The organism is Pseudomonas sp. YA1 (assembly GCF_058680555.1).
This window is the reverse complement of sequence record NZ_JBZWBG010000015.1, coordinates 101427-125694: the sequence shown is the minus strand read 5'-3', so window position 1 is coordinate 125694 and position 24268 is coordinate 101427. Positions and strand designations below refer to the sequence as shown.

20 protein-coding genes and 2 tRNA genes are annotated in these 24268 nt (G+C 64.1%); 2 read left to right on the top strand and 20 right to left on the bottom strand.

The annotated features are described in order from the left end of the window. Positions 1-42: 42 nt before the first annotated feature. The 11 genes from infB to rlmE form a co-directional block, all read right to left on the bottom strand. On the bottom strand, positions 43-2565 hold the full coding sequence (infB, locus tag AC4OR5_RS21645; RefSeq protein ID WP_003113908.1) for a translation initiation factor IF-2: 2523 nt from the start codon (positions 2563-2565) through the stop codon (positions 43-45). A 27-nt stretch (positions 2566-2592) separates the two neighbouring features. Next, positions 2593-4074 (bottom strand): transcription termination factor NusA, encoded by a 1482-nt coding sequence (gene nusA / locus AC4OR5_RS21640; RefSeq protein ID WP_003095192.1) that lies wholly within the window; start codon positions 4072-4074, stop codon positions 2593-2595. A 44-nt stretch (positions 4075-4118) separates the two neighbouring features. Next, on the bottom strand, positions 4119-4577 hold the full coding sequence (gene rimP / locus AC4OR5_RS21635) for a ribosome maturation factor RimP (RefSeq protein ID WP_003095193.1): 459 nt from the start codon (positions 4575-4577) through the stop codon (positions 4119-4121). 126 nt (positions 4578-4703) lie between these two features. Continuing rightward, a tRNA-Met gene (locus AC4OR5_RS21630) sits at positions 4704-4780 on the bottom strand. 90 nt (positions 4781-4870) lie between these two features. After that, a tRNA-Leu gene (locus AC4OR5_RS21625) sits at positions 4871-4956 on the bottom strand. A 13-nt stretch (positions 4957-4969) separates the two neighbouring features. Then, positions 4970-5359: a preprotein translocase subunit SecG gene (gene secG / locus AC4OR5_RS21620; RefSeq protein ID WP_003095194.1), complete on the bottom strand. Its 390-nt coding sequence runs from the start codon at positions 5357-5359 to the stop codon at positions 4970-4972. Between the two features lie 2 nt (positions 5360-5361). Further along, the gene (gene tpiA, locus AC4OR5_RS21615) at positions 5362-6117 is read right to left on the bottom strand and encodes a triose-phosphate isomerase (protein ID WP_003100513.1); all 756 of its coding nucleotides are present in this window, start codon (positions 6115-6117) and stop codon (positions 5362-5364) included. A 65-nt stretch (positions 6118-6182) separates the two neighbouring features. After that, positions 6183-7520, bottom strand: coding sequence for a phosphoglucosamine mutase (glmM, locus tag AC4OR5_RS21610; protein ID WP_003095196.1), 1338 nt, complete (start codon positions 7518-7520; stop codon positions 6183-6185). A 16-nt stretch (positions 7521-7536) separates the two neighbouring features. Beyond that, complete coding sequence (folP, locus tag AC4OR5_RS21605; RefSeq protein ID WP_003113907.1) at positions 7537-8388, bottom strand: dihydropteroate synthase; 852 nt, start codon at positions 8386-8388, stop codon at positions 7537-7539. A 9-nt stretch (positions 8389-8397) separates the two neighbouring features. Beyond that, positions 8398-10317, bottom strand: a complete 1920-nt coding sequence (ftsH, locus tag AC4OR5_RS21600) for an ATP-dependent zinc metalloprotease FtsH (RefSeq protein ID WP_003095200.1) — start codon at positions 10315-10317, stop codon at positions 8398-8400. Positions 10318-10515: 198 nt separating this feature from the next. Continuing rightward, a complete protein-coding gene (gene rlmE / locus AC4OR5_RS21595; protein ID WP_003095202.1) occupies positions 10516-11139 on the bottom strand; it encodes a 23S rRNA (uridine(2552)-2'-O)-methyltransferase RlmE in 624 nt (207 codons plus the stop codon). 94 nt (positions 11140-11233) lie between these two features. Here rlmE and yhbY point away from each other — a divergent pair, with 94 nt between their 5' ends. After that, positions 11234-11548, top strand: a complete 315-nt coding sequence (gene yhbY / locus AC4OR5_RS21590) for a ribosome assembly RNA-binding protein YhbY (RefSeq protein WP_003095204.1) — start codon at positions 11234-11236, stop codon at positions 11546-11548. Between the two features lie 40 nt (positions 11549-11588). On the opposite strand, the gene AC4OR5_RS21585 is transcribed toward yhbY, so the two are convergent. The 9 genes from AC4OR5_RS21585 to grpE all read right to left on the bottom strand — a co-directional run bounded on the left by AC4OR5_RS21585 (position 11589) and on the right by grpE (position 22377). Next, a complete protein-coding gene (locus AC4OR5_RS21585) occupies positions 11589-11996 on the bottom strand; it encodes a DUF4149 domain-containing protein (RefSeq protein ID WP_003109321.1) in 408 nt (135 codons plus the stop codon). 10 nt (positions 11997-12006) lie between these two features. Beyond that, positions 12007-12483: a transcription elongation factor GreA gene (gene greA / locus AC4OR5_RS21580; RefSeq protein ID WP_003095206.1), complete on the bottom strand. Its 477-nt coding sequence runs from the start codon at positions 12481-12483 to the stop codon at positions 12007-12009. Continuing rightward, complete coding sequence (gene carB / locus AC4OR5_RS21575; protein ID WP_003095207.1) at positions 12480-15701, bottom strand: carbamoyl-phosphate synthase large subunit; 3222 nt, start codon at positions 15699-15701, stop codon at positions 12480-12482. The genes greA and carB overlap by 4 nt, the downstream gene beginning before the upstream one ends. Before the next feature lie 19 nt (positions 15702-15720). After that, positions 15721-16371 carry a leucine efflux protein LeuE gene (gene leuE, locus AC4OR5_RS21570; protein WP_003095208.1) on the bottom strand — a complete coding sequence of 217 codons (651 nt, stop codon included), beginning with the start codon at positions 16369-16371 and terminating at the stop codon, positions 15721-15723. 11 nt (positions 16372-16382) lie between these two features. Further along, the gene (carA, locus tag AC4OR5_RS21565) at positions 16383-17519 is read right to left on the bottom strand and encodes a glutamine-hydrolyzing carbamoyl-phosphate synthase small subunit (protein ID WP_003095209.1); all 1137 of its coding nucleotides are present in this window, start codon (positions 17517-17519) and stop codon (positions 16383-16385) included. 182 nt (positions 17520-17701) lie between these two features. After that, positions 17702-18508: a 4-hydroxy-tetrahydrodipicolinate reductase gene (gene dapB / locus AC4OR5_RS21560; RefSeq protein WP_003095210.1), complete on the bottom strand. Its 807-nt coding sequence runs from the start codon at positions 18506-18508 to the stop codon at positions 17702-17704. Positions 18509-18564: 56 nt separating this feature from the next. Beyond that, positions 18565-19698 (bottom strand): molecular chaperone DnaJ, encoded by a 1134-nt coding sequence (gene dnaJ / locus AC4OR5_RS21555; RefSeq protein ID WP_003095211.1) that lies wholly within the window; start codon positions 19696-19698, stop codon positions 18565-18567. Between the two features lie 115 nt (positions 19699-19813). After that, the gene (gene dnaK / locus AC4OR5_RS21550) at positions 19814-21727 is read right to left on the bottom strand and encodes a molecular chaperone DnaK (RefSeq protein ID WP_003095212.1); all 1914 of its coding nucleotides are present in this window, start codon (positions 21725-21727) and stop codon (positions 19814-19816) included. A gap of 89 nt (positions 21728-21816) precedes the next feature. Beyond that, a complete protein-coding gene (gene grpE / locus AC4OR5_RS21545) occupies positions 21817-22377 on the bottom strand; it encodes a nucleotide exchange factor GrpE (RefSeq protein WP_003095213.1) in 561 nt (186 codons plus the stop codon). A 167-nt stretch (positions 22378-22544) separates the two neighbouring features. Here grpE and recN point away from each other — a divergent pair, with 167 nt between their 5' ends. Further along, entirely contained in the window at positions 22545-24221 is a 1677-nt protein-coding gene (gene recN / locus AC4OR5_RS21540; RefSeq protein ID WP_003135243.1) for a DNA repair protein RecN, read from the top strand. The last annotated feature ends 47 nt before the right edge of the window (positions 24222-24268 follow it).

Sequence of the window (24268 nt, the reverse complement as noted above, 5' to 3'; positions counted from 1 at the left end):
CAGCTGGAAGCCGGCCCGGGCGCTGTGGTTACGCACTCGCCATCAAAGGCTGCGTGCGACTTCGACCTTCTCGAACACTTCGATCTTGTCGCCGACCTTGACGTCGTTGTAGCTCTTCACGCCGATGCCGCACTCCATGCCGGCACGCACTTCGGCGACGTCGTCCTTGAAGCGACGGAGAGACTCCAGCTCGCCTTCGAAGATGACCACGTCGTCGCGCAGTACGCGGATCGGACGGTTGCGGTGCACCATGCCCTCGGTGACCATGCAGCCGGCGATCGCGCCGAACTTCGGCGAGCGGAACACGTCGCGCACCTCGGCGATGCCCAGGATGTTCTCCCGCAGATCGCTGCCGAGCATGCCGGTCAGGGCCTTCTTGACGTCCTCGATGATGTCGTAGATCACGTTGTAGTAACGCATATCCAGACCTTCGGCTTCGACGATCTTGCGCGCGCCGGCGTCGGCACGCACGTTGAAGCCGAACAGCACCGCGTTGGAAGCCAGCGCCAGGTTGGCGTCGGACTCGGTGATGCCACCGACGCCGCCACCGACCACGCGGACCTGCACTTCGTCGTTGCCCAGGCCGCTGAGCGAGCCTTGCAGAGCCTCGAGCGAACCGCGCACATCGGCCTTGAGGACGATGTTCAGGGTCTTCTTCTCTTCCTGGCCCATGTTCTCGAAGATGTTTTCCAGCTTGCCGGCATGGGCACGCGCCAGTTTCACCTCACGGAACTTGCCTTGACGGAACAGGGCGACTTCGCGGGCCTTCTTCTCGTCGGCGACCACGGTCATCTCGTCACCGGCATCCGGCGTACCGTCCAGGCCGAGGATCTCGACCGGGATCGACGGGCCGGCTTCCTTGATCGGCTTGCCGTTCTCGTCGAGCATGGCGCGGACACGACCGTAGTTGATGCCAACCAGCACCATGTCGCCCTGGCGCAGGGTACCGTCCTGGACCAGCACGGTGGCCACCGGGCCGCGTCCCTTGTCCAGGCGCGACTCGACCACCACGCCACGGCCCGGGGCCGACGGAGTGGCTTTCAGTTCGAGCACTTCCGCCTGCAGCAGGACCGCTTCGAGCAGTTCATCGACGCCAGTACCGAGCTTCGCCGAAACCGGGACGAAGGGAGCGTCGCCGCCCCACTCTTCCGGGATCACGTCGAGAGCGGCCAGGCCGTTCTTGATGTTGTCCGGGTTGGCCTCGGGCTTGTCGATCTTGTTCACCGCGACCACGATCGGCACGCCCGCCGCTTTCGCGTGCTGCACGGCTTCCTGGGTCTGCGGCATGACGCCGTCGTCGGCCGCGACCACCAGGATCACGATGTCGGTCGCCTGGGCGCCACGGGCACGCATCGCGGTGAACGCGGCGTGGCCGGGGGTATCCAGGAAGGTCACCATGCCACGCTCGGTTTCGACGTGGTAGGCACCGATATGCTGGGTGATGCCGCCGGCCTCGCCCGCGGCGACCTTGGCGCGACGGATGTAGTCGAGCAGCGAGGTCTTGCCGTGGTCGACGTGGCCCATGACGGTGACGACCGGCGCGCGGGTGACCGCCTCGCCCTCGAACTTCAGGGACTCGGCCAGTTGTTCTTCCAGCGCGTTCTCGCTGACCAGCTTGACCTTGTGGCCCAGCTCTTCGGCGACCAGTTGGGCGGTCTCCTGGTCCAGGACCTGGTTGATGGTCACCGGGGAGCCCATCTTGAACATGAACTTGACGACTTCGGCGCCCTTGACCGACATCTGGGCGGCCAACTCGGCTACGGTGATGGTCTCACCGATGTTCACTTCACGCACGATCGGTCCTGTCGGGTTCTGGAACCCGTGCTGGTTGCGCTTCTTCAGCTTCGACTTGCCACCACGACCGCCGCGACGGTAACCATCGCTTTCCTCGTCGGTGCTGCGTGGAGCCACGCGCGGAGCAGGAACCTTTTCCTTCTCCTTGACCGAGGGACGGTGCTGGGTGTGCTTGCGGTCGCGGCGGTCATCGTCCTCGTCACGCTTGGGCACGCGGCGCGGCTCTTCCTTCTTGCGCTCTTCCACGGCGGCAGGCTTGGCCACCGGTTCGGCAACCGCGACATCCGCCACCACGGCAGGCTCGGCACCGGCAGTAGCCGCTGCTTCCTGGGCAGCCTTGGCACGCGCAGCTTCCTCGGCCTTGCGCGCTTCCTCTTCGGCACGCTGGCGGGCAGCGGCCTCTTCGGCCTTCAGACGCTCCGCCTCTTCCGCCGCGCGCTGCTCCTCGAGTTCGCGCTGGCGCTCGGCCTCGATCTCGTCGGGGCTGCGCTTGACATAGGTTTTCTTCTTGCGAACTTCGACGCTCACCGTCTTGCTGCCACCCACTTTCAGCGTGGTAGTGGTCTTGCGTTGCAGGGTGATCTTGCGCGGCTCGCTGGCGCGATCGCCATGGCTGCCTTTCAGGTGGGTCAGCAGGGCTTGTTTCTCGCTATCCGTTACAACTTGTTCGGCACTGGTGTGCGGCAGACCTGCGTCACGCATCTGCAGCAGCAGGCGCTCCACCGGTGTGTCGACCACCTGGGCCAGTTCTTTCACCGTGACTTGCGTCATGCACTTCTCTCCTCAGGCCGCGACTGCTTACTCGAACCAATGGGCCCGGGCGGCCATGATCAACTTGCCGGCACGCTCTTCGTCCATGCCGTCGATGTCGAGCAGATCGTCGATCGATTGCTCGGCCAGATCTTCACGGGTGGTTACGCCACGCAGCGCCAGGTCCAGGGCCAGCTCCTTGCTCATGCCATCGAGGCTGAGCAGGTCTTCTGCCGGTTGTGCGTCGGCGAGCTTCTCTTCGGTCGCAATGGCCTTGGTCAGCAGGCGATCCTTGGCACGGGAGCGCAGCTCGTTGACGATGTCTTCGTCGAAGCCATCGATGCTGAGCATCTCTTCCATCGGTACGTAGGCGATTTCCTCAAGAGTCGTGAAGCCCTCTTCCACCAGTACCTGGGCCAGTTCCTCGTCGACATCCAGCTCGTCGACGAAGCGCTGCAGGATATCCCCGGTCTCGGCCTGTTGCTTGGCCTGGATATCCGCCTCGGTCATCACATTCAGGGTCCAGCCGGTCAACTGGCTGGCCAGACGGACGTTCTGGCCACTGCGGCCGATAGCCTGCGCCAGATTGTCCTCGGCGACGGCGATATCCATGGTATGGGTATCCTCGTCGACGATGATCGCCGCCACCTCGGCCGGAGCCATGGCGTTGATCACGAATTGCGCCGGGTTGTCGTCCCACAGGACGATGTCCACCCGTTCTCCACCGATCTCGCCGGATACCGCCTGGACGCGCGAACCGCGCATGCCGATGCAGGCGCCCTGCGGGTCGATGCGCTTGTCCTTGGAACGAACGGCGATCTTGGCGCGCGAGCCCGGGTCACGGGCGGCGGCCATCACGTCGATCAACTGCTCGGCGATTTCCGGTACTTCGATGCGGAACAGCTCGATCAGCATTTCCGGCGCGGTACGCGACAGGACCAGCTGAGGACCGCGGTTCTCGGTACGGATCTCCTTCAGCAGGGCGCGCACGCGGGTGCCAACGCGGAAGGTCTCGCGCGGAATGATCTGGTCGCGGGCCAGCAGCGCCTCGGCGTTGTTGCCGAGATCGACGATGACGTTGTCGCGGGTGACCTTCTTCACGGTACCGGAAATGATCTCGCCGACCTTCTCGCGGTAGGCATCGACCACCTGGGCGCGCTCGGCCTCGCGGACCTTTTGCACGATGACCTGCTTGGCAGTCTGCGCAGCGATGCGGCCGAACTCGATGGATTCGATCTTTTCTTCGATGACCTCGCCGACCTTCGCGCCCGGCTTCTGCTCCTGGACGTCCTCGACGGTGATCTCGGTGGCGGGGTCCTGGTAGTCCTCGTCGGCGACGACGTGCCAACGACGGAAAGTCTCGTAGCTGCCGTTATGACGATTGATCTCGACGCGCAGGTCGACCTCGTCCTCGAAACGTTTCTTGGTGGCGGTCGCCAGAGCCAGCTCCAGCGCCTCGAAAATCACGCCGGCCGGTACGCCCTTTTCGTTGGATACCGACTCAACAACCAGCAGTACTTCTTTGCTCATTGTACGCCTCGCCTTTCAATCCATTGGATCCGCGGATTCGCGTCTCAATCAAAACGGGGAATGATGTTGGCCTTGTCGATCGAATCGATCGGCAGCAGGTACTCGTGATCGTCCACCAGGACCACCACATCCTGCTCCTCCACACCACGGAGAATGCCTTGGTAGTTACGCCGCCCCTCATAGGGCGAACGTAGCCTGATCTTCACTTGCTCGCCGGCATGCTTGGCGAACTGTTCGAGGGTGAACAGCGGCCGATCCATGCCCGGAGAGGACACCTCCAGGGTGTACTCGCCGCTGATCGGGTCTTCGACGTCGAGAATACCGCTGACCTGCCGACTGACGGCTTCACAGTCATCGATGAGGATGCCTTCGGGGCGGTCGATATAGACGCGCAACACCGAATGACGACCCTGGGAAATGAACTCGACGCCCCAGCACTCATAGCCGAGCGCCTCGACCACAGGGGCCAGCAAGGCCTGCAACTGTTCTAGCTTGCTCGACACCTGATCGCCTCGCGTATGTCGTAGAAACAAAAAATGGGCGAAACGCCCATCCCTAAATTGCCACTCGGAACCGTGGCATGGACTGTCCAGCTAACAAAAAGCCCCTAAAAAGGGGCCCTGAAAAACTGGTTGCGGGGGCTGGATTTGAACCAACGACCTTCGGGTTATGAGCCCGACGAGCTACCAGACTGCTCCACCCCGCGTCAAAGCTGGTGCAAGATTATACGACCGAGACCCTGATGGGTCAACCGAACCTTGCGGAGACAAACCCCGCAGGACGGGGCTTGCTTATATGGTACCGAGGAGGGGACTCGAACCCCTACAGCCTATGGCCACTACCACCTCAAGGTAGCGTGTCTACCAATTCCACCACCTCGGCAGAAACCTTTCTCTTACTTCTGTTCAGGAGCCGCCGGTACATCGCCTGCACTTTCCGCAGGCTTGGACTGCTCCTGAAGAACCGGCACATCGTCAGCGGCCGGTGCTTTCTCTTGCTTCTGCTCCAGAACTGCCGGATCCGGCAGTCCGATGTGTTGCAGAGCATCAGACTTTTCTTTAGCGAAGTACGCTAAGCCAAGGCTGGTCAAGAAAAAAACCGCTGCCAGTATACCAGTAATCCGACTCAAAAAGGTAGCGGAACCTTGGCTTCCGAAAACAGTTGCCGAAGCACCTGCACCGAAAGAAGCCCCTGCATCCGCACCCTTGCCATGCTGAACGAGGATCAGGCCAACAAGACCCAATGCCATCAGCAGATGCACGACAATTACGACCTTTTCCAGCATCTTCAGCTTCCCGCGGCACGACAGATCGCGCCGAACTCATCCGCATTGAGGGAGGCTCCACCTACCAGCCCCCCATCGATATCCGGCATGCCGAACAACTCGGCTGCACTTGCCGCCTTTACACTGCCGCCGTAAAGGAGTCGCACACCTTTTGCGACCTCGGCATTTTCCGCTGCCAGTTGCGCGCGGATCGCCGCGTGCACTTCCTGAGCTTGCGCGGGGGACGCGGTCAACCCGGTCCCGATCGCCCAGACCGGCTCGTAAGCCACGACTGCGCGAGCAAAAGCTCCAACACCCAACTCGTCGATCACGCTACCCAGCTGCCTAGCGACAACCTCCAGCGTCTTGCCTGCCTCGCGCTCCGCCCGGGTCTCCCCGACACACAGCACCGGCACCAGGCCGCACGACTGAGCCGCGGCAAACTTGCGACTCACAACCTCGTCACTCTCGCCGAGAATCAGGCGACGCTCCGAGTGGCCCACAAGGACCATGCTACAACCGACATCCGCCAACTGACTGGGAGCAGTCTCACCGGTCAGCGCGCCTTGCATCGGCTCGACGGCGCTGTTCTGCGCACCTACATCGATCGCCTTGCCGGCCAGGCCCTGGATGACCTGGCTGATGAACAAGCAAGGCGGCATCACAGCTACATCGACTCCGCTCGGCAACGCCAGCTGACGCAAGCCTTTGATCAACTCGGCCACACTGGAATGCGTACCGTGCATTTTCCAGTTACCGGCCACCAAGGGTCGACGCATGCTGTACCTCGCGGGGCAAAGTGGGCGCAGATGTTACTCAACAGTTTCCAGACTGGCAAGTAAAATCAAGCACATACCTCAGAAACAATTTTTGCCAGCTGTTCGGCGTGGGCACGAACGCTAGCTTCCTCGTCGCCCTCGACCATCACCCGGACCAACGGCTCTGTGCCGGATTTGCGCAGCAGGACACGACCGCGCCCGCCCATTTGCTCGGTGACGCGGACGCTGGCCTCCTTCACCGAGGGGTGCTCGAGCGGATCGTTTTCGCCCTTGAAGCGCACATTGATCAGCACCTGGGGGCACTTGCGAATCCCCTGGCGCGCCTCGGCCAGGGTCTGGCCGCGATGCTTGAGCGCCATCAGCACCTGTAGCGCCGCGATGATGGCATCGCCCGTCGTGGTGTTCTGGCAGCAGACGATATGCCCCGAATTCTCCCCTCCCAGCATCCAGTTCCGAGCCAGCAGTTCGGCCATCACATAGCGATCGCCGACCTTCGCCCGCACGAACGGGATATGCAGTTCCTGCAAAGCCAGCTCCAGGCCGAGGTTGCTCATCAGGGTGCCGACCACACCACCTTGCAGCCGCCCGCTTTCCTGCAGGTCGCGCGCGATGAGGAACAGTAGTTCGTCGCCATCCACGACCGCACCGGTATGGTCGACCATCATCACCCGGTCGCCGTCGCCGTCGAAGGCGATGCCGAGGTCGGCATGGTGCTCGACCACCGCAGCCTGCAGGCCATCCAGGTGAGTGGAGCCGCACTTGTCGTTGATGTTCAGGCCATTCGGGCTGGCCGCCAGCACCGTCACTTCCGCGCCCAGTTCCCGGAAGACGCTGGGAGCGATCTTGTAGGTAGCGCCGTTGGCGCAGTCGAGCACGACCTTGAGACCGTTGAAGTCGGTGCTGGTCGGCACGCTGCTCTTGCAGAATTCGATGTAGCGCCCCGCCGCGTCATTGATCCGCGAAACCTTGCCGAGACGGGCGGACTCCACCACGGTCATCGGCGCATCGAGCAGTTCCTCGATCATCAGCTCGACGTCGTCCGGCAGCTTGGTCCCCTGCCCGGAGAAGAACTTGATGCCGTTGTCGTCGTGGGGATTGTGCGAAGCGCTGATCACCACCCCGGCCTCGGCGTGGAAAGTCCGCGTCAGGTAGGCGATGCCGGGGGTAGGCATCGGTCCCAGCAACAGGGTATCGGCGCCGGAAGCGGAGAGCCCGGCCTCGAAGGCCGACTCGAACATGTAACCCGAGCTGCGCGTGTCCTTGCCGATCAGGACCCGGCAGTTGCCCTGCCGGCGGAAGGCCATGCCCACCGCCCAGCCCAGCTTGAGAACGAAGTCCGGAGTAATCGGAAACTCGCCAACACGACCACGGATACCGTCAGTCCCGAAGTATTTTCTGCTCATCTTTTGTCTTCCGTGCTCAATCCGCCATTTCAACGGCGGAGATCATTCGCATCACGTCGACGGTCGCCGCCACGTCATGCACTCGAATTATCCGTGCGCCCTTGGCCAGCGCCAGGGCCGCCAGCGCGAGACTGCCGTAGAGGCGTTCGTCCACCTCCCGCCCCAGTACCTTGCCGATCATGCTCTTGCGCGAAACGCCGACCAACAACGGCAGGCCCAGGCCATGGAGCGCCTGCAGATGCCTGAACAGCACCAGGTTGTGCTCCAGTGTCTTGGCAAAACCGAAACCCGGATCCAGTAACAGCCGCTCGCGGTCGATTCCGGCCGCCACGCAGGCATCCACACGCTCCTGCAGGAACGCGCCGACTTCCGCCACCACATCCTGGTAGGCAGGCGCATCCTGCATGGTCTGCGGTTCTCCGCGCATGTGCATGAGACAGACCGCCAGGCCGCTATCCACCGCAGCATCCAGCGCACCGTCGCGCTGCAGCGAACGGACGTCGTTGATCAGACCCGCTCCGAGACGCGCAGTTTCGCGCATGACCGCAGGCGTGGAGGTATCCACCGAAATCACGACGTCCAGCTCGCGGGCGATGCGTTCGACTACCGGAGCGACCCGCTCCAGCTCCTCCGTCGGAGAAACGCTGCGCGCACCGGGACGGGTCGACTCGCCGCCGACGTCGATGAGCGTTGCGCCTTCCAGCACCATGCGCTCGGCATGCCGCAGGGCATCGTCCAGCCGGTCGTAACGGCCGCCGTCGGAAAAGGAATCGGGGGTGACATTGAGGATGCCCATGACATGTGGGCGGGCCAAATCAAGAACCCGACTGCCGCAAGGCAGTCGGGTCGGGTATTGCGGATTGCTCATTCAGGGCTCTCAGTGCTCGCCGGCCGGCCCACCGATGGGAGGGGTGTTCTCGCGGCGGCCCGACTCTTCCAGGTTGGCCGGCGGGGTGCCGGTACCCGAACCACCCTGCCAGTCACGCGGCTCGCGCGGCACGCGACCGGCCATGATGTCGTCGATCTGGTCGGAGTCGATGGTCTCGTACTTCATCAGTGCGTCGGCCATCATCTCCAGCTTGTCGCGGTTCTCGTCGAGCAGTCGCTTGGCGGTACCGTAGCAGTCGTCGATGATGCGCCGGACTTCCTGGTCGATCATCTTGGCGGTCTCGCCCGACACATTGGCGTGCTGGCTGCCGGCGCTACGGCCGAGGAACACCTCGCCCTCCTCCTCCGCGTACATCAGCGGGCCGAGCTTCTCGGACAGACCCCACTTGGTCACCATGTTCCGCGCCAACTGGGTAGCACGCATGATGTCGTTGGAAGCGCCAGTGGTGACGCCTTCGAAGCCGAGGGTCATCTCTTCCGCGATACGGCCGCCGAACAGCGAGCAGATCTGGCTTTCCAGCGCGCGCTTGGACAGGCTGTAGCGATCTTCCTCGGGGAGGAACATGGTCACGCCCAGGGCACGTCCGCGCGGAATGATGGACACCTTGTAGACCGGGTCATGCTCCGGCACCAGGCGACCGACGATGGCGTGGCCGGCCTCGTGGTAGGCGGTGTTGCGCTTCTCCTTCTCGGACATGACCATGGTCTTGCGCTCGGCGCCCATCATGATCTTGTCCTTGGCCAGCTCGAACTCGCGCATGTCGACGATGCGCTTGTTGGAGCGCGCGGCGAACAGCGAGGCCTCGTTGACCAGGTTGGCCAGGTCGGCGCCGGAGAAACCGGGCGTACCGCGGGCGATGACGGCAGGATCGACATGGTCGCCCAGCGGCACCTTGCGCATGTGCACCTTGAGGATCTGTTCGCGCCCGCGGATATCCGGCAAGCCGACCACCACCTGGCGGTCGAAGCGGCCCGGACGCAGCAGCGCCGGGTCCAGAACGTCCGGACGGTTGGTGGCAGCGATGACGATGATGCCATCGTTCATCTCGAAGCCATCCATCTCCACCAGCAACTGGTTGAGGGTCTGCTCGCGCTCGTCGTGACCGCCGCCCAGGCCGGCGCCGCGATGGCGGCCGACGGCGTCGATCTCGTCGATGAAGATGATGCACGGCGCGTGCTTCTTGGCCTGGTCGAACATGTCGCGGACACGGGAGGCGCCCACGCCGACGAACATCTCGACGAAGTCGGAACCGGAAATGGTGAAGAACGGCACCTTGGCTTCGCCGGCAATGGCCTTGGCCAGCAGGGTCTTGCCGGTGCCGGGCGGGCCGACCATCAGCACGCCACGCGGGATACGGCCGCCCAGGCGCTGGAACTTGCCCGGATCGCGAAGGAACTCGACCAGCTCGCTGACCTCCTCCTTGGCCTCGTCGCAGCCGGCGACGTCAGCGAAGGTGGTCTTGACCTGGTCCTCGGACAGCAGGCGCGCCTTGCTCTTGCCGAAGCTCATCGGGCCGCCGCGACCGCCGCCGCCGCCCTGCATCTGGCGCATGAAGAACATGAACACGGCGATGATCACCAGGATCGGGAAGCTGGCGACCAGCAACTGGGTCCAGATGCTCTGCTGTTCGGGCTGCTTGCCCTCGACCACGACGTTGTTGTTGACCAGGTCGCCGATCAGGCCGTTGTCCTGGATCGCCGGGCGGATGGTCTTGAAGGTATCGCCGTCGCTACGCTTGCCGGTGATGACATAGCCATCCACGGTCACTCGCTCGACCTTGCCATCCTTGACCTGCTGGATGAAGTCCGAGTAGTTCAGCGTCTGTGGCTCGCTCGGGCTCGAGAAATTGTTCATCACGGTCACCAGTACCGCCGCGATGATCAGCCACAGAATCAGATTCTTTGCCATGTCGTTCAATTGACTACCCTCTGAAGCCGGCTCCGTCCTGGAAACCGCTTCACACGACGGCCAGACTCCTTCCGGCCAAAAGTACTACACAAGCGCCCGCGCACGCAGGCGTTGTCTGTAACCCTTTATGAACCCTCGCCCGTCCCGGCACAACAGGTCATCGACCAATAGACAGGCTATAGGGTCAATCATTCCAGTCTATTCCCCGCGAAAGCCGCGTGCGAGCAGATACTGTTCCCGCGAACGATCACGCGACGACAGGGGCTTGCGCATCTGTACCTTGTCGAACATTTCCCGGGCCTGCTTGTGGTACTGGTCGAAACCTTCGCCCTGGAAGATCTTGATCAGGAAATCGCCGCCCGGTCGCAGCACACGGCCGGCCAGGTCCAGCGCCAGTTCGCAGAGATACATGGCGCGCGGCTGGTCGGCGGCCCGCACTCCACTCATATTGGGGGCCATATCGGAAATCACAAGGTCTACCGGATGATCGCCGATCGCCTCGAGGATCCGCGCGAACACCGCGTCCTCGGTGAAGTCGCCCTGGATGAAGGTGACGTCGGGGATGCTGTCCATCTCGAGGATGTCCGAAGCGATCAGCCGGCCACGGTCGCCGATCACCCGGCTGGTGACCTGCGACCACCCGCCCGGCGCGGCGCCCAGGTCGACCACGGTCATGCCCGGACGCAGGATGCGGTCCTTCTCCTGGATCTCCAGCAGCTTGTAGCTGGCACGCGAGCGATAGCCATCGCGCTGGGCCATCTTCACGTAGGGATCGTCGAAATGTTCTTTCAGCCAACGCTGGCTGGTTTTGGAGCGGGCCACGGAATACCTCTTCGGGCACCCCCGGTCGGCGGGGGCAGCATCACTTGGACTAAAACTGGGGTAAAATAGACGACTTTTTCCCAGGGGTCTGATTATGGCGCTCACTCAAGAGCAGAAGAAACAGTTCAAATCTATCGGTCACCACCTGAAACCGGTATTGATCGTAGCCGAGAACGGCTTGACCGAAGGCGTTCTCGCCGAACTCGAGCGCGCACTCAACGATCACGAACTGATCAAGGTGAAACTGGCGCTGGCCGAGCGCGACGATCGCCGCGCCCTGCTCGACGAACTCTGCGCGCAGTCACGCAGCGACCTGGTGCAAAGCATCGGCAAGATGGCGCTGGTCTATCGGAAGAACCCGAAGCCGAACAAGAATCTCTCGAACATCAGCCGTTTCGCCGGCATCTGATGCCCCATCCAACCAAGGTCGGGAAACATCCCGGCCTGGTTCAGACGCCTTCCTCGTCCCGCCCCGGTACCGGCTGCAACACCAGCAGCAGGCCACACATCGCCACCGCCAGGTAGTTGAACAGCAGCCAGCGCACCGCCTCGGGCGCCAGCCCACGCACCAGGAAATACACCAGGCAGAGCAGCGCGACGGCGAGCAACAACTGACCGCGAAGGTCTCGCCAAAGGCTCCTCGGCCCGTGGCTCGACACCAACACCAGCGCCTGCAGCACCGCACAGAATCCGGCGAAGCCGATCAGCAGCGGCGTCAACGCCGCGGCTACGGTTTCCACCAGCAGCGGCGCCAGTCCGGTCTTGGCCAATGCAGGCAGGACCACGAACTGCAGCAACCAGAGGCCGCCGACCCAGAACGTCTGGGCCAGCAGCCAACTGATCGCGCCTGCGCGCAACGGGGCGCGCTTAGATATGGCGAACCTCGACGATCTCGTACTCGACGTCGCCGCCCGGGGTTCTCACCAGCACGGCATCGCCTTCGGTCTTGCCGATCAGCGCACGGGCGATCGGCGAATTCACCGAGATCTTGCCACCCTTGATATCCGCCTCGTCGTCGCCGACGATCTGGTAGGTCACAGTCTCGTCGGTCTCGACGTTGGCGATGTCGACGGTGGTGCCGAAGATCACCTTGCCGCTGTGCGGGATGGCGGTGACATCGATGACCTGGGCGTTGGACAGCTTGGCCTCGATGTCGCGGATACGCGCCTCGACCATGCCCTGCTGTTCGCGCGCCGCATGGTACTCGGCGTTTTCCTTGAGGTCGCCCAGTTCACGCGCTTCGGCGATGGCCTGGCTGATCTGCGGGCGCAGCACGCCCTTCAGGTGTTTCACTTCTTCTTCCAGGGCGCGGGCGCCCTGGACGGTCATGGGGAACTTGCTCATGCCTTGATTCCTGCGTGGAGATCCTGCAGGCGCCGAACGGTCTTCTCGGGACCGAACTTGAGCGCCTCACAGATCGCCTGCCCACCCGCAATGGTGGTGGTGCAGCAGATCTTGTGCTGCAGGGCGTTTCGACGAATGGAGTAGGAGTCAGCGATGGACTGCCGGCCCTCGGTGGTGTTGATGATCAGGGTGACCTCGTCGTTCTTAATCATGTCCACCACGTGCGGGCGACCTTCGGTCACCTTGTTCACGCGACGCACCGGCAGGCCCGCAGCCTCGATGACACGCGCGGTACCGGCGGTGGCTACCACTTCGAAGCCCAGCGCGACCAGGTCGCCAGCCACCTGGGCGGCGAACGGCTTGTCGTCTTCGCGGACACTGATGAAGGCGCAACCGGCGGTCGGGAGGATCTCGCTGGCCCCCAACTGAGCCTTGGCAAAGGCTTCGGCAAAGCTATCACCGACGCCCATCACTTCACCAGTGGACTTCATTTCCGGGCCGAGGATCGGATCGACGCCGGGGAACTTGGCGAACGGGAACACCGCTTCCTTGACGCTGAAGAACGGCGGGATGATTTCCTGGGTGAAGCCGACCTCGGCCAGGGTCTTGCCGGCCATGACGCGGGCGGCGACCTTGGCCAGCGACTCGCCGACGCACTTGGAGACGAACGGCACGGTACGCGAGGCGCGCGGGTTGACCTCGATGACGAAGATATCCTCGCCTTGCACCGCCATCTGCACGTTCATCAGGCCGACCACGCCAAGCTCCAGGGCCATTTTCTTGACCTGCTCGCGGATCTCGTCCTGGATGTGCTGCGGCAGCGAGTACGGCGGCAGCGAACAGGCGGAGTCGCCGGAGTGAACGCCAGCCTGCTCGATATGCTGCATGATCGCGCCGATCACCACGATCTCGCCGTCGCATACCGCGTCGATGTCGACTTCGATGGCGCAGTTGAGGAAGTGGTCGAGCAGCACCGGGCTGTCGTTGGAAACCTGCACCGCCTCGCGCATGTAGCGCTTGAGTTCTTCTTCCTGGTAGACGATTTCCATCGCCCGCCCGCCCAGCACGTAGGACGGGCGTACCACCAGCGGATAACCGATGGCCTTGGACGCGGCCAGGGCCTCGTCTTCGCTGCGCGCGGTGGCGTTGGCCGGCTGGCGCAGGTTCAGGCGCTGGACCATCTGCTGGAAGCGCTCGCGGTCTTCGGCACGGTCGATGGCGTCCGGGCTGGTGCCGATGATCGGCACGCCGGCCTCTTCGAGGGCGCGGCAGAGCTTCAGCGGGGTCTGGCCGCCGTACTGGACGATCACGCCCTTGGGCTGCTCGACGCGGACGATCTCAAGGACGTCCTCGAGGGTCACCGGCTCGAAGTACAGGCGGTCGGAGGTGTCGTAGTCGGTGGAGACGGTTTCCGGGTTGCAGTTGACCATGATGGTCTCGTAGCCGTCTTCGCGCATCGCCAGCGCCGCGTGCACGCAGCAGTAGTCGAACTCGATGCCCTGGCCGATGCGGTTCGGACCGCCGCCGAGGATCATGATCTTCTCGCGGCTCGACGGGTTGGCCTCGCACTCTTCCTCGTAGGTCGAATACATGTAGGCGGTGTCGGTGGCGAACTCGGCGGCGCAGGTATCGACACGCTTGTAGACCGGCAGCACCTTCAGCTTGTGGCGATGGCTGCGCAGGTTCTTCTCGGTGACGCCTAGCAGCTTGGCCAGGCGCGCGTCGGAGAAGCCCTTGCGCTTGAGCTTGTACATCAGCTCGCGATCGATGGAGGACAGGCCGAGGGTCTTGACCTTCTCCTCGTCCTTGACCAGGTCCTCGATCTGCACCAGGAACCATTCGTCGATGCGGGTCAGCTCGAACACTTCCTCGACGCTCTTGCCGGCGCGGAAGGCATCGGCGACGTACCAGACACGCTCGGCGCTGGGCACGGTCAGCTCGCGCTTGAGGATGCTGTCGGCCTCCGGGTCGTTCAGGTCGAGCTTCGGATCGAAGCCGGTGGCGCCGACTTCCAGGCCGCGCAAGGCTTTCTGCACCGACTCCTGGAAGGTCCGGCCGATGGCCATGACTTCGCCGACCGACTTCATCTGGGTGGTCAGGCGGGCATCGGCTTTCGGGAACTTCTCGAAGGCGAAGCGCGGGATCTTGGTCACCACGTAGTCGATGGCCGGCTCGAACGACGCCGGGGTGCGACCGCCGGTGATGTCGTTCTGCAGTTCGTCGAGGGTGTAGCCGACCGCCAGCTTGGCGGCGATCTTGGCGATCGGGAAACCGGTGGCCTTGGAGGCCAGGGCCGAGGAGCGGGAAACCCGCGGATTCATCTCGATCACCACCATGCGCCCGGTGTTCGGGCAGATGCCGAACTGCACGTTGGAACCGCCGGTTTCCACGCCGATCTCGCGCAATACCGCCAGCGAGGCGTTGCGCATGATCTGGTATTCCTTGTCGGTCAGGGTCTGCGCCGGTGCCACGGTGATCGAGTCACCGGTGTGCACGCCCATCGGGTCGAAGTTCTCGATGGAGCAGACGATGATGCAGTTGTCCTTCTTGTCGCGGACCACCTCCATCTCGTATTCCTTCCAGCCGATCAGCGACTCGTCGATCAGCAGCTCGTTGGTCGGCGACAGGTCGAGGCCACGGGCGCAGATCTCTTCGAACTCTTCACGGTTGTAGGCGATACCGCCGCCGGTGCCGCCCATGGTGAAGGACGGACGGATGATGCAGGGGAAGCCGACCTGCTCGAGCACGCCGTAGGCCTCCTCCATGCTGTGGGCGATGCCCGAGCGCGGACAGGCCAGGCCGATATCCTTCATCGCCTTGTCGAAGCGCGAGCGGTCCTCGGCCTTGTCGATGGTATCGGCATTGGCGCCGATCATCTCCACGCCGAACTTCTCCAGCACGCCGTGGCGCTCCAGGTCCAGGGCGCAGTTCAAAGCAGTCTGGCCGCCCATGGTCGGCAGCAGCGCGTCGGGGCGTTCCTTCTCGATGATCTTGGCCACGGTGGCCCACTTGATCGGCTCGATGTAGGTCGCGTCGGCCATCGCCGGGTCGGTCATGATGGTCGCGGGGTTGGAGTTCACCAGGATGACGCGGTAGCCCTCCTCGCGCAGGGCCTTGCAGGCCTGGGCGCCGGAGTAGTCGAATTCGCAGGCCTGGCCAATCACGATGGGGCCGGCACCGAGGATCAGGATGCTCTTTATGTCTGTACGTTTTGGCATGGGACTCTCGTTGCAATAATCAGGACAGGGTTGCGGTGGCCAGCTTCACACCAAAGCCGACGAACAGGGCGCCGACGCCCGAAGTGGCGCCGGCAGCCAACCGTTGCCGCCGGCGGAACCAGGCCGCCAGCCGCACACCGGTGAAAATCAGGAAGCTCAGGTAAAGGGCGCTGACCAGTTCCAGGATCACCGCCAGCACCAGGAACGACAGGCCCGGATAGGCATAGCCGGGATCGACGAACTGGATGAAGAAGGAGATGAAAAACAGGATCGCCTTGGGATTCGACAGGCTGAGCAGCAGCGCCTTGCGGAACGGCTGGTGGACATCCACCTGTTCGGCCTGCGCCGCCGTCGCCTCGGGATTGCGCAGCTTGCGCCAGGCGCCCCGCAGCATGCCGACGCCGAGATAGAACAGGTAGGCCGCACCGAGGTACTTCAGGCCGATGAACAGCATCGGCTCGGCCTTCAGCAGGGAGGCCACGCCGAGGGCCGACAGCAGCATCAGCACCGCGTCGCCGAGGAACACGCCGCAGGCGGCCCGGTAGCCGGTCGCCACGCCACGCTGGGCCGAAGTCGCGAGGACGAACAACGAGTTCGGTCCGGGCAACAGGATCACGAAAACCACACCCAGCACGTAGGTCCAGAAATCGGTTATCCCCAGGGTCGGCATGGCTCTGCTCCTCAGCGACGCTCGGCCATCGCCGAGATGAAGCGGTCGAACAGCGGGGCGACGTCATGCGGACCGGGGCTCGCCTCGGGGTGGCCCTGGAAGCTGAAAGCGACCTTGTCGGTGCGCTCGATACCCTGCAGGGTACCGTCGAACAGCGACTTGTGAGTGGCTCGCAGGTTGTCCGGCAGGGTGCTCTCGTCGACCGCGAAACCGTGGTTCTGGCTGGTGATCATCACCACGCCGCTGTCCAGGTCCTGCACCGGGTGGTTGGCGCCGTGGTGCCCGTGGCCCATCTTCAGGGTCTTGGCGCCAGAGGCCAGGGCCAGCAACTGATGGCCGAGGCAGATGCCGAACACCGGGATCTCGGTATCGAGGAATTCGCGGATCGCCTGGATCGCGTAGTCGCACGGTTCGGGGTCGCCGGGGCCGTTGGAAAGGAAGATGCCGTCAGGGTTCAGCGCCAGCACTTCGCTGGCCGGTGTCTGCGCCGGCACCACGGTCAGGCGGCAGCCGCGCGCCACCAGCATGCGTAGGATGTTCAGCTTGACGCCGTAGTCGTAGGCCACCACGTGATACGGCAGTTCACCGGCCGGGATCTCCGGGTGACTGTCGCTTTCCAGGTTCCAGACGCTGGAGCGCCACTCGTAGCGCTCGGCGGTGGTGACCTCCTTGGCCAGGTCCATGCCCTTCAGGCCGGGGAAGGCGCGAGCCAGCTCCAGCGCGCGTTCCTCGGTAGCGTCGGCACCGGCCAGGATGCAGCCGTTCTGCGAACCCTTCTCGCGGAGGATGCGGGTCAGGCGACGGGTATCGATGCCGGCGATGGCGACGGTGCCGTTGGCTTTCAGGTAGTCAGGCAGCGACTGCTTGCTGCGCCAGTTGCTGGCGATCAGCGGCAGGTCGCGGATGATCAGGCCGGCGGCCCAGACGCGGTTGGCCTCGGCGTCTTCCGGGGTGGTACCGGTATTGCCGATGTGCGGGTAGGTCAGGGTGACGATCTGCTGGGCGTAGGAAGGATCGGTAAGGATTTCCTGGTAGCCGGTCATGGCGGTGTTGAACACCACCTCGCCAACGGTCTGGCCGTCGGCACCGATGGCTTCACCGCGAAAAATGCTGCCGTCGGCAAGTGCAAGTATGGCTGGCTTAGTCAAGAAGACCTCCCGTAAATCAAGCCTGACTGGTCGCGCAGGTGTAAAAAAGCGGGATGACACCGTGAAGAGTCATCCCGCTTTTTTTCGATTCATGCTGCGCTGCTTTTAGTGGACACACTAAAGCTGTAGTTTACAGAATCGCGACATTCCGGTCCACCAATAAGACGACGTGCGGCAGCGTCTCAGCGTAGACCGAGCACATCCTGCATGTCGTACAGGCCGTTCTCCTTGCCCTCCAGCCACAGCGCCGCACGCACCGCGCCACGGGCAAAGGTCATGCGGCTGGAAGCCTTGTGGGTGATCTCCACGCGCTCGCCCTCGGCGGCGAACAGCACGGTGTGGTCGCCCACCACGTCGCCGGCGCGCACGGTGGCGAAGCCGATGGTTTCCCGCGCCCGCGCGCCGGTCTGCCCCTCACGTCCGTAGACCGCCACTTCCTGGAGGTCCCGGCCGAGCGCCTGGGCTACCACCTCGCCCATGCGCAAGGCGGTGCCGGACGGCGCATCGACCTTGTGCCGGTGATGGGCCTCGATGATCTCGATATCCACTTCGTCGCCCAGCACCCGTGCCGCGGTATCCAGAAGCTTCAGGCAAAGGTTCACGCCGACGCTGAAGTTGGCAGCGAAGACGATCGGGATATCCTTCGCCGCCTCGGCCAGCAGCAGCTTCTCGTCGGCGCTGAAGCCGGTGGTGCCGATGACCATCGCGCGGCGCGCCTTGCGGCACTGCTCGATGTTCTTCAGGGTTACGGAGGGATGGGTGAAGTCGATCAGGACGTCGAACTCCTCGCAGACCTTGCCCAGGTCCCCGGACAGCGGCACGCCGATCCGGCCGAGACCGGCCAGCTCGCCGGCGTCCGCCCCCACCAGGGTGCTATCCGGACGATCCACCGCCGCCGTCAGCCCGGCGGCACCGCCGGTCTGCTGAACGGCCTCGATCAGGTTCTTGCCCATGCGCCCGGCGGCGCCCACTACGGCTATACGTCGCATAAAACCACTCCACGCAGAACCCGGACGCGGCGGTCAGGCCGCGCCCATGGCTTTGTTTATAGGTCGTCGAAGAAACGCTTCATGCCTTCGAACCAGCCACTGGCCTTGGGCGAATGCGAGGTGTCGCTCTGCAACGACTTGCGGAACTCCTCGAGCAGCTCGCGCTGGCGCTTGTCCAGGTTCACCGGGGTTTCCACCACCACCTTGCACATCAGGTCGCCGGCGCCGCCGCCGCGCACCGGGGCCACGCCCTTGCCGCGCAGGCGGAACAGCTTGCCGGTCTGGGTGCTTTCCGGAATCTTCAGCTTGACCCGGCCATCCAGGGTCGGCACTTCCAGCTCGCCACCCAACGCAGCGTCGGCGAAACTGATCGGCACTTCGCAGTACAGATGCTTGCCGTCGCGCTGGAAGATCGGGTGCTCGCGCACATTGACCACCACGTACAGGTCGCCCGCCGGACCACCCATGCTGCCGGCCTCGCCTTCGCCGGTGAGGCGGATGCGGTCGCCGGTGTCGACGCCGGCCGGCACCTTCACCGACAGAGTCTTCTGCTCTTCCACGCGCCCCTGGCCATGGCAGGAGCCACAGGGATCGGAAATCATCTTGCCGGTGCCGTGGCAGCGCGGACAGGTCTGCTGGACCGAGAAGAAGCCCTGCTGCATGCGCACCTGGCCGATACCGCCGCAAGTGGTGCAGGTGACCGGTGTGGTGCCGGGCTTGGCGCCGCTGCCGTTGCAGGTCTTGCAACCGACCAGGGTCGGCACGCGGATGGTGACGGTGGTGCCGCGTACCGCCTCTTCCAGGTCGAGGTCCAGTGTGTAGCGCAGGTCCGCGCCGCGCTGCGCGCCGCCGCGCGAGCCACCGCGGGCGCCGCCGCCACCGAAGAAATCGCTGAACACATCGCCGAAGATGTCGGAGAAGCTCGCCCCGCCGAAACCGGCGCCAGCGCCCCCACCCATGTTCGGATCGACGCCGGCATGGCCGTACTGGTCGTAGGCCGCCCGCTTGCTGGCATCGGAGAGGACCTCGTAGGCCTCGTTGGCCTCCTTGAACTTGTCCTCGGCTTCCTTGTCGCCAGGATTGCGGTCCGGGTGGTATTTCATCGCCAGGCGACGGTAGGCCTTCTTCAGGTCCGCCTCGCTGGCGCCACGCTCAACCCCCAGAACCTCGTAAAAGTCTCGTTTCGCCATAACCTTTCCGTCTCAATTAAGGACCCTCCAGACACGCCAACGCGGGAGCAGGCTCCCGCGTGGCGGATCATGCGTACCGGCCTGGCCGGCACGCGGGGCAGAAGCAAGCCGGGGCTTACTTGTTGTCCTTGACCTCTTCGAACTCGGCGTCCACCACGTCGTCAGCGGCTTTCGCCTGCTCGCCCTGGGGAGCGTCTTCGCCCTGCTGGGCCTGTTCGGCGTACATCTTCTGCGCCAGCGGGGTGGAAGCCTGGGACAGAGCGTTCATCTTGGCCTCGATCTCGGCCTTGTCGTCGCCCTTCACCGCCGCTTCCAGCTCGCCCAGCGCCTTCTCGATGGTCGCCTTGTCCTCGGCGGTGGCCTTGTCGCCCGCCTCGGTGATCATCTTGCGGGTCGCGTGGACCAGCGCGTCGCCCTGGTTGCGAGCGGCAGCCAGTTCCTCGAACTTGCGGTCCTCCTCGGCGTTCGCCTCGGCATCGCGGACCATCTGCTGGATCTCATCCTCGGACAGGCCGGAGGATGCCTTGATCACGATGGACTGCTGCTTGCCGGTGGCCTTGTCCTTCGCCGAGACGTGCAGGATGCCGTTGGCATCGATATCGAAGGTCACCTCGATCTGCGGCACGCCGCGCGGAGCCGGCGGAATGTCGGCCAGGTCGAACTTGCCCAGCGACTTGTTCTGCGCGGCCTGCTTGCGCTCGCCCTGCAGCACGTGGATGGTCACCGCGCCCTGGTTGTCGTCGGCGGTGGAGAACACCTGCGACTTCTTGGTCGGGATGGTGGTGTTCTTCTCGATCAGACCGGTCATCACGCCGCCCAGGGTCTCGATGCCGAGGGTCAGCGGAGTCACGTCGAGCAGCAGCACGTCCTTCACGTCGCCGGCCAGGACCGCACCCTGGATGGCGGCACCGACAGCCACGGCTTCGTCCGGGTTGACGTCCTTGCGCGCTTCCTTGCCGAAGAACTCGGCAACGGTCTTCTGTACCAGCGGCATGCGGGTCTGGCCGCCGACCAGGATCACTTCATGGATATCGGAAACATCCAGGCCGGCATCCTTCAGCGCGGTGCGGCACGGCTCGATGGTGCGCTGCACCAGGTCTTCGACCAGGGACTCCAGCTTGGCGCGGGAAACCTTGACGTTCAGGTGCTTCGGACCGCTCGCGTCGGCAGTCACGTACGGCAGGTTGACGTCGGTCTGCTGGGTCGAGGACAGCTCGATCTTGGCTTTCTCGGCCGCTTCCTTCAGACGCTGCATGGCCAGCGGGTCGCCCTTCAGGTTGATGCCGCTTTCCTTCTTGAACTCGTCGACGAGGTAGTCGATCAGGCGGATGTCGAAGTCTTCGCCGCCGAGGAAGGTGTCGCCGTTGGTGGCCAGCACTTCGAACTGGTGCTCGCCGTCGACTTCGGCGATCTCGATCACCGACACGTCGAAGGTACCGCCGCCCAGGTCATAGACGATCACGGTGTGGTCGCCCTTGGCCTTGTCCAGGCCGTAGGCCAGCGCCGCCGCGGTCGGCTCGTTGATGATCCGCTTGACGTCGAGGCCGGCGATGCGGCCGGCGTCCTTGGTGGCCTGGCGCTGGCTGTCGTTGAAGTAGGCCGGAACGGTGATCACCGCTTCGGTGACCGGCTCGCCGAGGTAGTCTTCGGCGGTCTTCTTCATTTTCTTCAGCACTTCGGCGGAAATCTGCGGAGGCGCCATCTTCTGGCCCTTCACTTCCACCCAGGCGTCGCCGTTGTCGGCCTTGACGATGCTGTACGGCACCATCTGGATGTCTTTCTGTACCACGTTCTCTTCGAAGCGACGGCCGATCAGGCGCTTCACCGCATACAGGGTGTTCTGCGGGTTGGTGACCGCCTGGCGCTTGGCCGGCTGGCCCACCAGGGTTTCGCCATCGTTGGTGTAGGCGATGATCGAGGGGGTGGTACGCGCGCCCTCGGCGTTCTCGATGACCTTGACGTTACCGTTCTCCAGGATAGCCACGCAGGAGTTGGTGGTACCCAGGTCGATGCCAATGATTTTGCCCATATTCACTCTCCAGAAACTTTGATTCCGTGCGACCCGCCCGTGGGTCTCGTGCTCGGTTGACTACCCAGATGGGGTCGTCGCGTCGAATTTCAAGCCTGCTCGTCGATGGAAGGCGGGGTTTCCGCCGGCGCCTTGCTGACCACCACCATCGCCGGACGCAGCAGGCGGCCGTTGAGCAGGTAGCCTTTCTGGAACACCTTGAGGACACTGCCCGGCTCGGCCGAAGCGCTTTCCTGCATGGCCATCGCCTGGTGCTGCTCGGGGTTGAAAGGCTCGCCTTCCGGGTTCAGCGCCTCCACCTGGTAGCGGCGCAGGGTGTCGTCGAACATCTTCAGGGTCAGTTCCATCCCTTCGCGCATCGGCTTGATCGCCTCGTCGTTGGGATCGGACATCTCCAGGCCGCGCTCGAGGGTGTCGACCACCGCCAGCAGGTCGCCGGCGAATTTCTCCAGCGCGAACTTGTGCGCCTTCTCGACATCCTGCTCCGCACGCCGGCGTACGTTCTGCAGATCCGCGACCATGCGCAGCGCCTGGTCCTGGGCGGCAGCCAGCTGCTCCTCCAGCTCCTGCACGCGGGCGGTCAGGTCCTCGGCGGCGCCGGTGGGCTGCTCGGGGGTCTGTTGATCCAGGGTCTGCTGTTCGTCAGCCATGCCACTCTCCTTCAAAAATAAGCTGGCAAATACAAGGCGAACGCATAAGTTCGCAACGTTGCCGGCTATATGGGGACGGCTTTCCACGGTTCAAGGGGCGAGCGGCAATTGCCAGCCGGAAAAAATACTGTATAAATAACCAGACAAAACCCACGGAGCCGCCCGCCATGCTGGTTCACCTGTCCGTTCACAACTACGCCATCGTCGAGCACCTGGATCTCGAACTCGCTACCGGCATGAGCGTGATCACCGGCGAAACCGGCGCGGGCAAGTCGATCATGCTCGACGCCCTCGGCCTTACCCTCGGCGACCGCGCCGACAGCGGCGCGGTACGTCCCGGAGCGGACAAGGCCGACATTCTCGCCAGCTTCGACGTCAGCGCCATCGCCGAGGCCCGCGACTGGCTCGCCGAGCGCGACCTGGAACAGGACGGTCCGTGCATCCTGCGCCGGGTGATCACTGCCGAAGGTCGCTCGCGTGCCTACATCAACGGCACGCCCTGCCCTCTGGGCGACCTGAAGAGCCTGGGCGAACTGCTGATCGACATCCATAGCCAGCACGAGCACCAGTCGCTGCTGAAGAGCGAGACCCACCGGCGCCTGCTCGACGAGTACGCCGGCTGCCAGGAGCTGGCGCGCCAGGTGCAGCTCGCCGCGCAACGCTGGAAGCAGACCAGCCAGGAACTCGAACGCCTGTCGCGTAGCGGCGACGAACAGCGCGCCCGCCACCAGTTGCTCAGTTACCAGCTGGAAGAACTGGAAAACCTGTCCCTCGGCGAAAACGAACTGGAAAGCCTGGAACAGGAGCAGAAGACCCTGAGCAACGCCGAAAGCCTGCTCGCCGCCTGCCGCCAAGTCGTGGAAATGTGCAGCGAGAGCGATGCCGGCAACGTCCTTTCCGCGCTCAATGCCAGCCTCAGCCGCCTGACCTCGTTCAGCGGCCAGCCCGCCGCCCTCGGCGAAGCGGTCAACCTGTTGTCCAGCGCGCAGATCCAGGTCGAGGAGGCGATCGGCGAACTGAACCGCTTCGTCGACCACTTCGATGCCGATCCCAATCGCCAGCAGCAGGTCGAGGAGCGCCTGGACGTCATTTATTCCCTGGCGCGCAAGCACCGGGTACAGCCCGCCGAACTGGCCGACCTGCAGCAGCGCCTGTTCGACGAACTGGAGGCGCTGAACGCCGACGACGAAGCGGTCGGACGCCTGGGCGACGAGCTGGCCGCCTACGCCCGGCATTACCAGGAAAAAGCCGACGAACTGAGCCGCCTGCGCCAGGCCGCGGCCGCACCTCTTGCCGCCAGCGTGGAACAGGAGATGCAGCGCCTGGGCATGCCCGGAGGGCGCTTCGCCATCGTCCTGCATCCCGGCGACAGCGCCGAGCCGCAAGCCAACGGACTGGAAAGCGTGGAGTTCCTGGTCAGCGCCAACCCCGGGCAGCCGTTGAAAGGGCTGGCCAAGGTCGCCTCGGGCGGCGAACTGTCGCGGATCAGCCTGGCGATCCAGGTGATCACGGCACAGACCTCGCGCATCCCCACCCTGGTCTTCGACGAAGTCGACGTCGGCATCGGCGGCCCCACCGCCGAAGTGGTCGGACAGTTGCTGCGTCGCCTCGGCGAACGCGGCCAGGTCCTCACCGTGACCCACTTGCCGCAGGTCGCCGCCCAGGGCCACCAGCACCTGTTCGTGCACAAGGAACGCGGCAGCAGCGAAACCCGCACGGCGGTCGCCACCCTGAACAAGGCCCAGCGGATCGAGGAGATCGCCCGCATGCTCGGCGGCGTCGACCTGACCAAGGAATCCCTGGCCCACGCGAAGAAACTGGTCAACCTGGCCGCCCAGAACTGAACGTTCCTTCAATGGAAAATGAAAACGGCGACCCCAGGGTCGCCGTT

Coding starts and splice junctions, on each gene's coding strand:
- infB (WP_003113908.1), bottom strand. CDS start 2,565: ATGACGCAAGTCACGGTGAAAGAACTGGCCCAGGTGGTCGACACACCG.
- nusA (WP_003095192.1), bottom strand. CDS start 4,074: ATGAGCAAAGAAGTACTGCTGGTTGTTGAGTCGGTATCCAACGAAAAG.
- secG (WP_003095194.1), bottom strand. CDS start 5,359: ATGCTGGAAAAGGTCGTAATTGTCGTGCATCTGCTGATGGCATTGGGT.
- tpiA (WP_003100513.1), bottom strand. CDS start 6,117: ATGCGTCGACCCTTGGTGGCCGGTAACTGGAAAATGCACGGTACGCAT.
- glmM (WP_003095196.1), bottom strand. CDS start 7,520: ATGAGCAGAAAATACTTCGGGACTGACGGTATCCGTGGTCGTGTTGGC.
- folP (WP_003113907.1), bottom strand. CDS start 8,388: ATGAGCAATCCGCAATACCCGACCCGACTGCCTTGCGGCAGTCGGGTT.
- ftsH (WP_003095200.1), bottom strand. CDS start 10,317: ATGGCAAAGAATCTGATTCTGTGGCTGATCATCGCGGCGGTACTGGTG.
- yhbY (WP_003095204.1), top strand. CDS start 11,234: ATGGCGCTCACTCAAGAGCAGAAGAAACAGTTCAAATCTATCGGTCAC.
- greA (WP_003095206.1), bottom strand. CDS start 12,483: ATGAGCAAGTTCCCCATGACCGTCCAGGGCGCCCGCGCCCTGGAAGAA.
- carB (WP_003095207.1), bottom strand. CDS start 15,701: ATGCCAAAACGTACAGACATAAAGAGCATCCTGATCCTCGGTGCCGGC.
- leuE (WP_003095208.1), bottom strand. CDS start 16,371: ATGCCGACCCTGGGGATAACCGATTTCTGGACCTACGTGCTGGGTGTG.
- dapB (WP_003095210.1), bottom strand. CDS start 18,508: ATGCGACGTATAGCCGTAGTGGGCGCCGCCGGGCGCATGGGCAAGAAC.
- dnaJ (WP_003095211.1), bottom strand. CDS start 19,698: ATGGCGAAACGAGACTTTTACGAGGTTCTGGGGGTTGAGCGTGGCGCC.
- dnaK (WP_003095212.1), bottom strand. CDS start 21,727: ATGGGCAAAATCATTGGCATCGACCTGGGTACCACCAACTCCTGCGTG.
- grpE (WP_003095213.1), bottom strand. CDS start 22,377: ATGGCTGACGAACAGCAGACCCTGGATCAACAGACCCCCGAGCAGCCC.
- recN (WP_003135243.1), top strand. CDS start 22,545: ATGCTGGTTCACCTGTCCGTTCACAACTACGCCATCGTCGAGCACCTG.